Origin of the sequence: Faecalibacterium sp. BCRC 81149, assembly GCF_022750605.1 — a bacterium.
Classification (GTDB): domain Bacteria; phylum Bacillota; class Clostridia; order Oscillospirales; family Ruminococcaceae; genus Faecalibacterium; species Faecalibacterium duncaniae.
Map to the genome: position 1 here is coordinate 159565 of NZ_QXJA01000004.1, position 13875 is coordinate 173439.

Annotated in this window: 11 protein-coding genes and 1 pseudogene; 10 read left to right on the plus strand and 2 right to left on the minus strand. The window is 53.4% G+C overall.

All coding sequences use genetic code 11. The features are described 5' to 3' along the window. Nucleotides 1-61 precede the first annotated feature (61 nt). The gene (locus D3F01_RS06955) at nt 62-967 is read right to left on the minus strand and encodes a carbohydrate ABC transporter permease (RefSeq protein ID WP_173012883.1); all 906 of its coding nucleotides are present in this window, start codon (nt 965-967) and stop codon (nt 62-64) included. 13 nt (nt 968-980) lie between these two features. Then, nucleotides 981-1928 carry an ABC transporter permease subunit gene (locus D3F01_RS06960; protein WP_117535009.1) on the minus strand — a complete coding sequence of 316 codons (948 nt, stop codon included), beginning with the start codon at nt 1926-1928 and terminating at the stop codon, nt 981-983. Nucleotides 1929-2286: 358 nt separating this feature from the next. Between D3F01_RS06960 and D3F01_RS06965 the strand changes: the two genes are divergently transcribed. The 10 genes and pseudogenes from D3F01_RS06965 to D3F01_RS07010 all read left to right on the plus strand — a co-directional run bounded on the left by D3F01_RS06965 (nt 2287) and on the right by D3F01_RS07010 (nt 13845). Further along, complete coding sequence (locus D3F01_RS06965; RefSeq protein ID WP_242887359.1) at nt 2287-3342, plus strand: LacI family DNA-binding transcriptional regulator; 1056 nt, start codon at nt 2287-2289, stop codon at nt 3340-3342. A gap of 17 nt (nt 3343-3359) precedes the next feature. Further along, entirely contained in the window at nt 3360-4010 is a 651-nt protein-coding gene (locus D3F01_RS06970; RefSeq protein ID WP_242887362.1) for a DUF624 domain-containing protein, read from the plus strand. Beyond that, entirely contained in the window at nt 3997-4614 is a 618-nt protein-coding gene (locus D3F01_RS06975; RefSeq protein ID WP_015564179.1) for a hypothetical protein, read from the plus strand. Before D3F01_RS06970 ends, D3F01_RS06975 begins: the two co-directional genes overlap by 14 nt. Before the next feature lie 43 nt (nt 4615-4657). Then, on the plus strand, nt 4658-5590 hold the full coding sequence (locus D3F01_RS06980; protein ID WP_242887378.1) for a carbohydrate kinase: 933 nt from the start codon (nt 4658-4660) through the stop codon (nt 5588-5590). Nucleotides 5591-5593: 3 nt separating this feature from the next. Then, the gene (locus D3F01_RS06985; RefSeq protein WP_242887381.1) at nt 5594-7423 is read left to right on the plus strand and encodes an amylosucrase; all 1830 of its coding nucleotides are present in this window, start codon (nt 5594-5596) and stop codon (nt 7421-7423) included. Nucleotides 7424-8322: 899 nt separating this feature from the next. Further along, nucleotides 8323-8667: a hypothetical protein gene (locus D3F01_RS06990; protein WP_242887384.1), complete on the plus strand. Its 345-nt coding sequence runs from the start codon at nt 8323-8325 to the stop codon at nt 8665-8667. A gap of 627 nt (nt 8668-9294) precedes the next feature. Then, entirely contained in the window at nt 9295-10545 is a 1251-nt protein-coding gene (locus D3F01_RS06995) for a plasmid recombination protein (protein ID WP_242887387.1), read from the plus strand. 76 nt (nt 10546-10621) lie between these two features. Continuing rightward, a pseudogene (locus tag D3F01_RS07000) lies at nt 10622-11914 on the plus strand (virulence-associated E family protein). A gap of 212 nt (nt 11915-12126) precedes the next feature. Beyond that, nucleotides 12127-12441, plus strand: coding sequence for a helix-turn-helix domain-containing protein (locus D3F01_RS07005; RefSeq protein ID WP_242887390.1), 315 nt, complete (start codon nt 12127-12129; stop codon nt 12439-12441). 15 nt (nt 12442-12456) lie between these two features. Continuing rightward, nucleotides 12457-13845 carry a site-specific integrase gene (locus D3F01_RS07010; protein WP_242887395.1) on the plus strand — a complete coding sequence of 463 codons (1389 nt, stop codon included), beginning with the start codon at nt 12457-12459 and terminating at the stop codon, nt 13843-13845. Nucleotides 13846-13875 lie beyond the last annotated feature (30 nt).

Consider the following 13875-nt stretch of genomic DNA (forward strand, 5'->3'; position numbering starts at 1 on the left):
TTTGTGGTTCTTTCTTCGTGTAACAGATGAGCGTACCGGCTCATAAAATTCTGGAATATCCTCAGCCTTTAATGGAACCAGCCATGATGCCGGCATCAAAATACTTCTGGAAGAAGGGATACATCACCAGCAGCGGCAGACTGGAAATAATAATGGTTGCATATTTGAGCAGCTCTGCCATCTTCGCACGTTCGGCAGTGCTCTGGATATCTGCGATCATGCCGGATTCCGGCTGGCTCTGGATCAGGATGGAACGCAGCACCAGCTGCAGCGGCTGCTTCGATGCGCTGTTCAGGTAGATCATGGCGTCAAAGTAGCTGTTCCACATTGCCACGAACTGCCACAGGGCCAGAACTGCCACCACCGGCATACAGACGGGCAGCAGGATCTTGAAGAAGTAAAGCATCTCGCTGGCTCCATCCACATCCGCAGCTTCACGCAGCTCACGCGGGATGCCTTGATAATAGGTACGGGCAATGATCATGTTCCACACGCTGAATGCTCCCGGCAGAATGACCGCCCACATGGAATCCAGCAGACCCAGATTATTGATGAGCAGGTAGGTGGGGATCAGACCGCCGCTGAAAAACATCGTGATCACAAACAAGGTGTTGAAGATCTTTTTGCCTTTGAAGTCCGGCAGCGACATGGGATAAGCGGCAAGCATCGTCACAGCGACCGAGATGATGGTGAAGATGATCGAGTAAAGTACTGCGTTCCTGAAGCCGACCCAGATCTGCTTGTCCGAAACGACACGCTGGTAAGCATCCAGACTCCACTTGCTGAAATCAAAGGAAATGCCCTTGTTTTGCAGAGTGACCGGGTCCATAAAGGACGCGATGACGATGTAGATCATCGGAACGATGATCGCCAGCAGGAACAAGCCCAGAAGTGCGTAGCCGCAGTACAGGATGATCTTATCTTGTCTGGTGTAGAGGGCCATTTTTGATTTTTTCTGTTTTGCCATGGTAAACCCCTCCTTACAAGCCCTTGCCATCGTTCATTTTGGCAACGATCTTGTTCACTGCGATCAGCAGGATGACGTTGACAACGGTGTTGAACAGACCGACTGCCGTGGAAAAGCTGTAATCGCCGTCCAACAGGCCCTTTTTATAAACGTACGTTGCAATGATCTCGGCAGTGTTCAGGTTCAGGTCGGTTTGCAGGGCATAGGCTTTTTCAAAACCGATGCTCATGATGTTGCCTGCCTGCAGGATAAACTGAATCACGACCATATCCTTAATGGCGGGCCACTCCACCGTCATGATCTGCTGGATCAGGTTTGCGCCGTCGATCATCGCAGCTTCCTTCAGATCTTTGCTGGCGTTAGAAAGGGATGCGGTGTACATGATGGATGCCCAGCCGGCACCCTGCCAGATGCCGCTGATGATGTAGATGGGGCGGAATGCTTCCGGCAGCGTCATGAAATTGATGCTGGTGTGAAGCAGGCCGTTCACCGGACCGGTGACACTCAGCAGCACCCGGACGATGCCGCACAGCACGATGACCGAGATGAAGTTGGGCATATACAGCACCAGCTGCACCTTCTGCTTGATCTTCTTGCTCTCGATACGGTTGAGCAGGAATGCCAGCAGGATAGGGATCGGGAAGCCCCACAGCAGACCGTAGACGCTCAGCTTCAGGGTGTTGATCAGATAGCGCTGGAAGTCCGGCGAGGACATGAAGCGGGTAAAGTTTTTGAAGCCTACCCACTCGCTGCCCCAGATGCCCTTGAAGGGATTGTACTTCTGGAACGCGATCAGCACACCGCCCATGGGAGCGTACTTGAACACCAGCGTCAGCACCACGGCAGGCAGCAGGAACAACAGGTAAAGCTGCCAATGCCGTTTGATGTAGACCCATGTGTTGTGCAGCTTGCGTTCTGCTGCCAGCACAGCCGTTTCCGACGAGGCTGTCTTTGCTTTCATGAATCATTCTCCTCCTTTTTGATTTGCTTGCCGCTTGATTTGCATTTTACATTTGCACCTTTGAGTTTTGCACTTTTTACTTTGATTGTGCAAATGTAAAACTCTGTAATTCATTTATACCACGCAAGCAAGCGAATGTCAACGATAATTCATAGTATATATCAAGAAATACTGTGGATTTGTACAGATGCACAAATTCGAACGTGCGCAAATATGCAAAATGATGATTTGCATTTTTACGTTTGACTAATTTGTGCATTTGCACTATACTGGAGTCATAAAGAACAAGATCCGTCACCAGACTTTATCTATAAAAGAAGAACATCCGCTCCTATATTATAAAGAAAGAGGATGACTTATGGCAACCAAGGTCACCATTCAGGATATTGCAAACGAACTGCAGCTTTCCCGCAACACAGTTTCAAAGGCCATCAACAACACCGGTGTGCTGGCAGATGCCACACGGGAAAAGATCCTGCGCAAAGCCGCCGAAATGGGCTATAAGCAGTTCGCCTATCTGCCGCTGTTTCAGGAAGACGCTGCAAAAGCAGCAGAGCCTTTCATTCTGCCGAGTGACAAACGGGAGATCGCCATGCTGACGACCCAGTTTCTGAGCAGCTCTCACTTTTCCTCCACGATGCTGGATCGTTTCCAGTCGGAAATTAACCATCTGCACAGCGGCATGACCATTCATCGCATTTCTCCCATAGAGCTGAAAGAGAAAAAACTTCCATCTTCTCTCAACATCCAGCGCACAGCCGGCATCATCTGCTTTGAAGTATTCGACTATGACTACGCACAGATGCTGTGCGATCTGGATGTTCCGCTGCTGTTTGTAGACAGCCCTGTGATGAATATGCTTCCTCCTCTTAAAGCTGACCGCCTTTATATGGAAAACCGCATTGAGATCCAGAATGCGGTGACCCACATGGTCCAGCGCGGCAAAAAACGCATCAGCTTTGCGGGGGATAAAAACCACTGTCAGTCCTTCTTTGAGCGTTATATGGCTTATAGGGATGCAGTGGAGCACTTTGGTCTGACAGAGGGCCTGAGCACCTGTGCGATGCCATCTGGACAGCAGAACTATCCGGTATCCCTGTACGAAACCATACGTCGGTTCAAAACGATGCCGGATGCCTTTGTCTGCGCCAATGACTTTGTTGCCATGGATCTGGTCAAGGCATTGGATGAGCTGGGGTATTCGGTTCCCGATGATATCTGGGTCTGCGGTTTCGATGACAGTCAGGAGGCTTCCTACTTTGCCCCCCATCTGACTTCGATCCATATCCATGGACAGATCATGGGCTACACCGCTGCCAATCTGCTTATGACCCGCATCGAAGAGCCATCGCTGAACTATCGCACCGTCTATACGGAAACCAACCTGATCCTGCGCGAATCCACAGGAGATTGAGCGAAAGGAGAACCCCCATGCGTGACCTGTGCAATACGGACAAGCCGCTGTTTGCTGTGCTGACGAAATTGACTTACAGTGCTTACCTGAACATCCTATGGCTCGTGTGCAGCCTGCCCATCGTTACCATAGGGGCTTCTACGACCGCATTGTTCTACGTCACACTCAAAATGGCGGAAGATCGGGACGATGGTCTGACCCGGATGTTTTTTAAGGCGTTCCGGGAAAATTTTAAGCCTGCCACAAAACTCTGGCTTATCCTGCTGGCAGTCGGCAGTTTCCTGGCTGCGGATGGCTTTGTGCTGCGCCGAATGTGGAGCGAAAACATTTTCTGGACGCTGCTCACTGCAGTGCTTATTGGTGCGGCAGTTCTGTACGGCATCGTTCTGCTGTATGCCTTTCCTCTGCTGGCACGGTTTGAAAACACCACCTTCGGCATCCTGAAAACAGCGTTTCTCGTGGGTGTCCGGTATCTGTTTTGCACCCTGCTGATGGCGGCGATCTATGGCATCATGGGGTACGTCATCGTGTTTGTGTTCACGCCTGCATTCCTGCTGGGCATGGGCTTCTGCGCCATGCTCTGCTCCTTTCTGATGCTTCGGATCCTCTATCTGATCGGTGGAGACCCTGATGCAGCACACGAGGAATACGACCATGACGAAAACTGACCGGGATACGCTCCGCTCCCTCCATGGGCGCAAAAAGTGGGAGCACATCTGGGCATATTACAAGCTGCCCATTGCGATCGTGCTCATCGTCGTCTATATCCTTGGCTATGCAGCCTACCGCCATGTGACGAAAAAAGAGGATGTGCTTTACCTTGGTCTGGTAAATATCACTGCCGGGTCTGATCTGACAGAACAGCTTACCACCGGCTTTGCCGAGGCGCAGGGTCTGACCAAAAAGCAACAGGTCGATCTGCTGTCCGGCTTGCTGCTCAGCGAGAGCGAACGCGCAGAGGAGCAGTATGTATATGCTTCAGAGATGAAGCTGCTGGGTGCAGTCAGTGCCCAGCGGTTAGATGTTGTTCTGATGGACGAATATGCACGGGATCGACTGTTGGCAGATGATTATTTTCTTGATCTGCGGACACTGGATGCGTCTTTCCATGCACTGTCGGGTCTGAACGCCGGTGGGACCGTGCTGGATATTTCGGACACGCCGTTTGTCAGGCAGGCAGGTTTTTCTGGCAAGGTCTATCTTGGGGTAGTGCAGAATGCACCGCACCCGGAGCGTGCAGCCGCTTACATTCATTATCTGTTCCAGCGGTGATCGTTGGGTTTTAACTTATAGGATAAAAATAAGGAGAGCAACCATGGACATTTTAACGATTGGTGAAGTTTTGATCGACCTGACCCAGACCGGCAAGGATGCGCGCGGCATTCCTCAATTTGCCGCAAATCCCGGCGGTGCCCCGGCAAATCTGGCTGTGGCTGCCGCCCGTCTGGGCGCACAGACCGCCTTTATCGGCAAGGTGGGTGCGGATGCCTTTGGCCGCTACCTGAAAGAGGTTCTGGCAGAAAATAAGGTAGACGTTTCCGGCATGGCGGTGGATGCAGACCACCCCACCACCATGGCAGTCGTGTCAGTGGATGCCACCGGCGAGCGGGATTTCAGCTTCTACCGCAGTGCCAACGCTGACGTGATGCTGAGCAAAGAGGACATTTCGGAGGGCGCTCTGAAAGCTGCCAAAATCGTCCACTTCGGCTCGGTCAGCCTCACCGCTGACCCCTCCCGCACCGCCACGCTGGATGCTGCTGCTCGTGCCAAAAAGCTGGGTGCTGTCATTACTTATGACCCGAATTACCGTGCAAACCTCTGGAAGAACAAAGAGGAAGCTGTCACACAGATGAAGGCACCCCTGCCGCTGGTGGATATCCTGAAAGTTTCCGACGAGGAGCTGCCCCTGCTCACCGGCACCACCGACTGCGAAAGCGGCACGGCACAACTGGCACAGAACGGAATCCGGCTGATTTTTGTCACCTTGGGTGCAAACGGCGTGTTCTATCGCTTTGGGGACAAGACCGGCCATGTGACGGGCGTTCCCTGCAAGGTGGGCGACACCAACGGCGCAGGCGATACCTTCTTTGGTGCCGCTCTGTCCAAGCTCTGCAAGGAGGAGCTGGACACCCTGACGGTGGACAAACTGGAAAGCATTCTTGCCTTTGCCAACAAGGCGGCAAGCATTACCACCAGCCGCCACGGCGCGATCCCCGCCATGCCCACCCTTGCAGAAGTGGAGGGCTGAACCATGGCAGCAAAACAGGAATTTGCGTCTCGGTTTGCCAAGCACAAGGACGAGCTGGAATGGCTGTTCATGGAACTGTACCACAACCGGGAAGGGCTGGAAGTTCTGGAGCGGGAGATGGCAGAAGCCTACAACGCCCGCAGTGCGGAACTGAAAGCACTGGACAAAGCACGCTCTGCCGACCCGGATTGGTACAAGCGGGGCAATATGTTCGGCATGACCATGTACACCGACCTCTTTGCCGGAAATTTAAAAGAGCTGGTAAAGAAGCTGCCCTACCTCAAGGAGCAGAAGCTGACCTATCTGCACCTGATGCCCCTGCTGCAGATGCCCCACCCCCACAACGATGGTGGCTATGCGGTGGAGGATTTCGATACCGTAGACCCGACTCTCGGCACCAACAAAGATTTGGAAAACCTGACCCGGGAGCTGCGGAAAGCCGGCATCAGCCTGTGTCTGGATTTTGTCATGAACCACACCGCCAGCACCCACCGCTGGGCCATGGCGGCAAAGGCGGGCGACCCGTGGTTTCAGGCCTATTACCACCTCTACGAGGACCGCACCATCCCCGACCAGTACGAGCAGACTGTGCCCCAGGTGTTCCCCAACACCGCGCCCGGCAACTTCACATGGTGTGAGGAGATGCACAAGTGGGTGCTGACCACCTTCCACGACTACCAGTGGGACCTGAACTACGCAAACCCGGCAGTGTTCGTAGACATGACCAAGAGCATCCTGCACCTTGCCAACCTCGGCGTGGAAGTGTTCCGCATTGATGCGGTACCCTATATCTGGAAGCAGCTGGGCACTACCTGCCGCAATCTGCCGCAGGTACACACCATCGTGCGGATGCTCCGCATGGTGCTGGAATGTGTCTGCCCGGCGGTCATCCTCAAGGGCGAGGTGGTCATGGCTCCCAAGGAGCTGGCAGCTTATTTCGGCACCCCGGAAAAGCCGGAATGCCATATGCTCTACAACGTGTCCACCATGGTCAACCTGTGGGGTGCCCTTGCCAGCCGGGACACCCGGCTGCTGAAAGCGCAGCTGGATGCCCTCCACGCACTGCCGGACAACTGCTGGTTCGTGAACTATCTGCGCTGCCACGATGATATCGGCTGGGGTCTGGACGAGGCGGTGGAAAACCGGCTTGGCATCGACCCGCAGAAGCACAAGGAGTATCTCTACCACTTCTACGAGGGCAATTTCCCCGGCAGCTGGGCAAAGGGCGAACTGTACAACTACGACCCTGCTACCGGCGATGCCCGCAGCTGCGGCACCACTGCCAGCCTGTGCGGCGTGGAGCAAGCACTGGAAAAGGGCGATAAAATCGCACTGGACTATGCGGTGAAGCGTGACCTTTTGCTGCACACTGCTATGGCATTCTTGCAGGGCTTCCCCATGCTGAACTGCGGGGATGAGATCGCACAACTCAACGGCTGGGATTACAAAAACGACCCCGACCGTGTGGAGGACAGCCGCAACCTGCACCGCACAAAATTCAACTGGGAGGACGCAAAACAGCGCACCCGGAAGGGCACGCTGCAAAACCAGCTGTGGCAGGGCATGGAGCAGCTGCGCCAAATGCGGGCAGACCCCTGCTTTGCCCCGGATGCGTGGGTGACCACATGGGACAGCCACAACCCCGGCGTGCTGGCGCTGGTACGCAAGCGCGGCGAGGAAACGCTGGTGGGACTGTTCAACTTTACCGAGTACCCGGCAGGGGCCAGTCTGGACGCTCTGGGTGGCGAGTATCACACCCCGGAGGGCACTTCCGTCTGGCTGGCGGATGTGGAGCTGGAACCCTATCAGGCGCTGCTGGTAAAAAACAAATAAGTAAAACGAGTCATCCGGCTCTCTCTTTTCGCCAAAGTTTTCAGCGTGTTTTCTTACACACTGCCGAAAGTGGCGTGCTCTCAAAACTTTTTGTTGACACAGCTCGATTTTTGTGGTAATCTATTCCAACAATTTAATATAACATATTTACTTAGAGTTCCAGCTCGGCTCCTGAAGGAGCCGGAGCAAGTTTTTGACTTTCTTATCGCTACATAACGAACCCGAACCAAGGCCATCCCGGAAGGGATGGTCAGGTTCAGGTTGTTGTGTGGCGATTTTTTATTGTCAAATCTGGCACCGCACCTTGAAAACCGCATGACCGTCTGCATGGGATACCCGGCGATGACCCCGCAAGGGAGAGCCGGAAAACGCCACCGGAAGGGGGCAGGAAATCCATGCAGGGAGAACGGCGCACCCAATATCAACTGGTCAAAATGGCCAGTTGATGAGGTGAATGACGCAAAACGTCATTTCCCAGAAGGGTCTTCTGCGTTATGGCTCACCTCATGTAGACATTTTGTCCACACGAGGTGAATTGCCGCAGCCTAAATCAATGTGGACAAATTGTCCACATTGATTCTACCCGTGTTACGGCTGACCTCAACTTGACATTTTGTCAAGCCACGGTGAAATCTGGTGAATACTGCTTTTCAGTACTTACCAAATTGCTGTAACGTGGTCACTCTGTGCTAGGTTACGAGAACCGTAACTCACCACTCAACCATAACAGGGAAAGTTTAGTTGGTGATCATTTTGATCACCAACCAGACAATCGTAACGCTTTATTGTGTAAAAGTGGTGGCTACCATTTTGGTAACCACCATATACCCGTAACATTTGGGGTCAATAATGCTTTTCATTATCCACCACACACCCGTAACAGCCAAAGGAGGATGCCTATGACAACAGAACAATGGGAACGTGAAAATCAGGACACCCTGATGGAATATTTCATTGACGGAGACCCCAGCGTTCGCAGAATCCAGTGTGAATACTACCGCAAGGTCATCTACACCCAGACCCGAAACCGCAAATATTGCAGCTTTCAGACCTGCGGTCACAAGATGTTGAATCTGCGGAAAAGCCTTAAAAAGCGTGACGAACGTGGAACGTACACCTGCGCTTGTTGCGGGGAGCAGTTCTTACCGATCCGGGCAGATGCCAGATATTGCAGCAATGCCTGTCGGCAGAAAGACTACCGCCAGCGTAAAGCGACAGTTCACACTTCTCTTTTAGGAACTTGACAAAGTTTGTCAAGTTCCTCATCGGTGCTGCTTTTATCTAGTAAAGTGGCACTTCCCATTCTGGGAAGTGCCAAAATACCGTAACGCTTAATTGCTCACTCCCAAATCCCCAAAGTGGGAATTTGGGCGATTATCTGAAATCAGGTTACGCTTTCCGTAACTTGATTTGTAGCCCCTGCCGAATCAGGTTCCCAAGATGATAACTTGATTGCATCCGTGGCAGAGCCACCGGAGTTCTCATTTTGATAACTTCGGTTTTATCTGTAACACGTCACTCCCACTCGTAAAAATCAGGTGGTCAAGATGACCACCTGATTCCACCTGTAACGCTGCAAGGTCTATTGAAAATCAGGTGCCGCCACCCGGCACTTGATTTTACCCGTAACGGAATCAGTTGGTCATTTTGGCCAACTGAAAAAGCCGGACAAGTTGGTGGGCAGGGATTCGCAAATCTTTGACCGCCAGCTTGCCAAAATCAACGGGCCCAAATGGCCCGTTGAAGGGAGTCAAGGGGGAACGCCTTGCCCAGTGATATGATGCTGTGCGTCATATCCTACTGGGTATTATCTGGCGCAAAACGGCGGCAGATCCAGCAGCTTCGCTGCTGCGTTCTCCCACGCCAAACTGATGAAACGGAGGGATGTCTATCTGAAATTAACACGACACAACGGACGAGCCGGAGCCCACGGCACCTATAACCCCAAGCATAATGACCGCAGTTTCAACCTTGCCAACAGTGAGCACATCGACCCGGAACGAGCCAAGGGCAACATCTACTGGGACTGCTTCCACGGTTTCCGTTCGGCTCTCGCTCCATCCGACCCGGACGATCTGGCGGCAACCTTCTCGGACGTAGAACGGCAGTTCTACGAGAGCCGGTACGCGGCCTTCGTTGAAAGTCAGAACGAGCGTAACGCCAAGATCCGACACACGGAACGCAACCGCTCCATTCCCGACCTGTTGTCCAGCCGCAAGACCTGCCCAGAGGAAACTATCTACCAGCTTGGGACGCTGGATGAACACGCTTCCGCAGAGGACTTGCTGAACATCGTCACGGAGTTCATTGAGGTGTTCAAGACCAAGTTTGGCGAACACGTTCATGTGCTGGACTGGGCGTTGCATCTGGATGAAAGCACACCCCACATCCATGAGCGTCATGTGTTCGACTGTGAGAACAAGTATGGTGAGGTGGCACCCCAGCAGGAAAAGGCACTGGAAGCGTTAGGTTTCGACTTGCCAGACCCGGATAAGCCCCTCAGCCGCCGCAACAACCGCAAGATCACCTTTGATGCTGCCTGCCGAAAGATGCTGTTTGAAATCGCCAAGCGGCATGGACTGGAACTGGAGGAAGAAGCGGAGTACGGTAACCGACAGTATCTGGAAAAGCAGGACTTCATCCTCGCCAAGCAGAAGGAGCAGCTCGCCGCCCAGCAGACCAAGCTGGACGAATTGACCCTCAGGGTCAACGACATGGAAACGCTGATCGATGAAGTTTCGGCTGCGGCCTACGACAAGGCGGTGGAGGTCGTGACGGATGTGGTGCGCACCGAGACCCGGAAGGAAGACATGCGGATGATTGAGGACACGAAGAAGTGGGTGTTATCGCCAGAGAGAAAAGCTCCCAAAGCCACGAGGGAATATGCCTCCCATCGTTTGGACGATGTGCTGAACAAGTTCCTCAAGACCATGCAGACCACCGCCACCCGCTTGCAGGAGAAGCTCCTGAAGCCGGAAGTCCGGCAGAAAGGCAAGGAGCAGGTCAAGAAGAAAGCACGGGATTCCGTTCTGCAACTGCTGAGTCGCTTGCAGGCAGAGCGGATGCAACGGAAACCCGGAGATATACCCGCTGCGGAAAAATCAGAAAATCGTTTTCAATAATAGTACGAGGTGATGTTTATTGAGCAAAGAAGTCAACGAAGAACGCACTCCCCGAACCGTTGCGGACGTAAAAGAAATGCTGACCAAGCACTCCAACGGCGAGATCCAGCGGACGATTCAAAACTGCATCACGATTCTGCAGAACGACCATGTGCTTGCCGATGCCATCCGGCTGAACCTGTTGAGCGAGCGCATTGACATTGTAAAGCCCGTGGGCTGGCCCCGCTCCGGCAAGACGCTGAACGACACCGACATGAAGTATATCCTGCGGAGGATGGAGAAATACGGCATTTCCAGTGAAAAGAAAATCGAATCTGCCATCCGCATTGTTGCCAACGAGAACCGCTATCACCCCATCCGGGATTACCTGAACGGCCTGCAATGGGACGGCACGGAACGGATAGCCCATGTCCTGCACCACTTCCCCGGTGCTGCGGAGGACGAGTACACTTGCGAAGCTATGAAAATTTTCCTGCTGGGAGCCATTAAGCGCGTGTTCCAGCCGGGATGCAAATTTGAAACCATGCTCTGTCTGGTGGGCGGACAAGGCACAGGAAAGTCCAGCTTTTTTCGGCTGTTGGCGGTCAAGGACGAGTGGTTCTCGGATGACCTGCGGCGGCTGGACGATGACAACGTGTATCGCAAACTGCAAGGCCACTGGATTATTGAGATGTCTGAGATGATCGCCACCGCCAACGCCAAGAGCATCGAGGAGATCAAGAGTTTCCTCAGTAAGTAGAAGGAAACCTATAAAGTTCCCTACGAGACCCATCCTGCCGACCGTCTGCGCCAGTGCGTCTTTGCTGGCACGACCAACCGGCAGGATTTTTTGCCCCGTGACCGTACAGGCAACCGCCGCTTCATCCCTGTTCCAGTGGATGCGGAACTGGCCGAAGTGCACATTCTGGACGATGAAACCGAATCTCGCACCTATATCGACCAGCTTTGGGCGGAAGCCATGACCATCTACAACAGCGGCAACTACAAGCTGGCATTCAGCCCTGCCATGCGGGAAACGCTGCAAGCCCACCAGCAGGACTTCATGCAGGAAGATGCGCAGGCTGGCATGATCTACGCCTTTCTGGAGGACTACACGGGTGACCGGGTGTGTTCCAAGCAGCTCTATGCGGAGGCGCTGGGCAACACCAACATCCCGGCAGAGTGGGAGACCCGTGCTATCTGCGAGATCATGAACACGGGTATTTCGCGCGGCGATATCCAAGGCTGGCAGGCTCACAAGACCGCCAAGCGTTACCCGAAGTACGGTGTTCAGAAAGGCTGGGAGCGCGTAACCAGCCCCGAAACCGGGGCTGAAAATTTCTCCGAAATAACGGATGAGGAAGCCAAGCAGCTGGGCTTTCCCTTCTGATGAACACCGGTTACACGTCTGGTTACAGATTTGGTTACGCCGCAGTTACACCGAAAAGTCCGCATGACTGCTGCATTTTTCTCTTTCTGTAACCATGTAACCTTAAAAGAATAAGAAAAAGTATAAAGCCCACCGGATGCCCTGTGTGCAGAAAAAGAGAGTTTTCCTGCCCGGTTACAGGCGTTCGGTTACAAGGAATTGGAGGTCTGCCTATGAATATGAATCGGCCTGACATGACCGAAACTGTGAAATCAAAAGATTATACGAATAAGTTCTTGCAAAAGGACTCAAATCCCGCTACAATGGAAGTGGTCACTCAAACCAATGCCGTCAAGTCTCCGACTGACAGCCCGAAAACCACGAAGCTGGTGTACACGGTGGAAGAGATCGCACGAATGCTGGCCATCAGCCTGCGCTCTGCCTATAACCTGTGCAACAGCACAACCGAATTCCGTGTCCTGCGGGTAGGCGGAAGCATCCGTGTACCGAAGGACAGTTTCGATGCGTGGCTCAACCGGGCAGCTTGATAAGGAGGCAACAGTATGGCATATATTACGAAGCGTGGCAACTCTTACAGCGTCCGCTACACCTATCAGGACGAGCACGGCAAGAGCTGCGACAAATGGGAAAGCTTTCCCACCAAAGAGGAGGCAACGAACCGGAAAAAGCAGATCGAACATGAGCTGGCTGCTGGCACTTTTCTGATCCCGTCCTCGGTGATGGTGGCAGAGTTCCTCATGGATTGGCTGCCCAAGCAGTGCAGCAAGCACAAGTGGGCCCCCAAAACCTACGAATCTAACCTTTCCACCATCCAGAACCTCATTATCCCCTATATCGGCAGCATGGAGATGCAAAAACTCAAGCCCTACCACATGGAGAACCTCTATACGACCCTGAGCAAAACGCCCTGCGGTTCGTATATCGAGGGAAAGAAGCAGGAACTGACCGAAAAGCAGAAGCAGCGGTTCCTATCCGGCACGACGATCCACGAGGTTCACCGGCTGCTGGGCACCGCATTCCAGTATGCCGTAGAGTGGGGCATCCTTGTCAAAAGTCCTGTTCCTGTGGACAGCCCCAAGAAGTCCACAAAGGAGCGCACCATTTGGACGGTAGAGGAAATGCGGGCGGCTCTGGACAGCATGGACGATCCCATCCTGCATCTGGCAGTCCACCTCACGCTGGTGGGCGCACTGCGAGAGGGCGAGATCGTGGGTTTGACCCCAGAGGATATCGACTTTGATGCTGCAGATGGCATTGGAACGTTCCGTATCAACAAGTCCATGCAGCGGGTGCGGAAAGAAGCCCTGAATCAAGTAGACGATGGCTGCATCATCAAGGTATTCCCGGACAAGCTGGAGCGCAGCACCACTTCCCTCATCCTGAAAAGCACCAAAACCGCATCCTCCTGCCGCACCATCTTCATGACCTCCACACTGAAAGAGGAGTTAAAGAAATGGCTGAATCAGCTGGCGGCAGACGAGAGGAAAGACCCGGCACGTTACCATGACAGCGGAATGCTGTTCCGTCTGCCCAACGGTCTGGCGGTGGAGCCTGTGCTGATCCGCAAGAAGTTCCTCAAATGGCAGGATGCACACCCGGAGTTCCCGCGTATCGTGTTCCACGGTCTGCGGCACTCCAGTGCAACTTATCAGTTGATGATCTCCGGCGGCGATGTGAAGGCTGTGCAGGGTACAACAGGTCATGCTACGGCGGATATGCTGGTGAACACCTACGCCCATATCCAGCAGTCCTCTCGTGTGGAACTTGGGAAAAAGTTTGAGGAAGGGTTCTATGCGAAACAGGAAAACCCCAGCCCGCAGGCTGTACCCGCCGAAGGCGAACCGACCATCTCTATGACTGCTCTGCTGGAACTTCTGAAGAACGCCGACCCCGAAGTAAAGGCGCAGCTCCGTCTGGCACTGCTGACCTGATGCAAAATTTACCACGCATTTCAAAGCAAT

What these genes read in the sequence shown, in the direction of transcription:
- D3F01_RS06960 (WP_117535009.1), bottom strand. Translation starts at nt 1,928, where the DNA reads ATGAAAGCAAAGACAGCCTCGTCGGAAACGGCTGTGCTGGCAGCAGAA.
- D3F01_RS07005 (WP_242887390.1), top strand. Translation starts at nt 12,127, where the DNA reads ATGAATATGAATCGGCCTGACATGACCGAAACTGTGAAATCAAAAGAT.
- D3F01_RS07010 (WP_242887395.1), top strand. Translation starts at nt 12,457, where the DNA reads ATGGCATATATTACGAAGCGTGGCAACTCTTACAGCGTCCGCTACACC.
- D3F01_RS06975 (WP_015564179.1), top strand. Translation starts at nt 3,997, where the DNA reads ATGACGAAAACTGACCGGGATACGCTCCGCTCCCTCCATGGGCGCAAA.
- D3F01_RS06980 (WP_242887378.1), top strand. Translation starts at nt 4,658, where the DNA reads ATGGACATTTTAACGATTGGTGAAGTTTTGATCGACCTGACCCAGACC.
- D3F01_RS06965 (WP_242887359.1), top strand. Translation starts at nt 2,287, where the DNA reads ATGGCAACCAAGGTCACCATTCAGGATATTGCAAACGAACTGCAGCTT.
- D3F01_RS06985 (WP_242887381.1), top strand. Translation starts at nt 5,594, where the DNA reads ATGGCAGCAAAACAGGAATTTGCGTCTCGGTTTGCCAAGCACAAGGAC.
- D3F01_RS06990 (WP_242887384.1), top strand. Translation starts at nt 8,323, where the DNA reads ATGACAACAGAACAATGGGAACGTGAAAATCAGGACACCCTGATGGAA.
- D3F01_RS06955 (WP_173012883.1), bottom strand. Translation starts at nt 967, where the DNA reads ATGGCAAAACAGAAAAAATCAAAAATGGCCCTCTACACCAGACAAGAT.
- D3F01_RS06970 (WP_242887362.1), top strand. Translation starts at nt 3,360, where the DNA reads ATGCGTGACCTGTGCAATACGGACAAGCCGCTGTTTGCTGTGCTGACG.
- D3F01_RS06995 (WP_242887387.1), top strand. Translation starts at nt 9,295, where the DNA reads ATGAAACGGAGGGATGTCTATCTGAAATTAACACGACACAACGGACGA.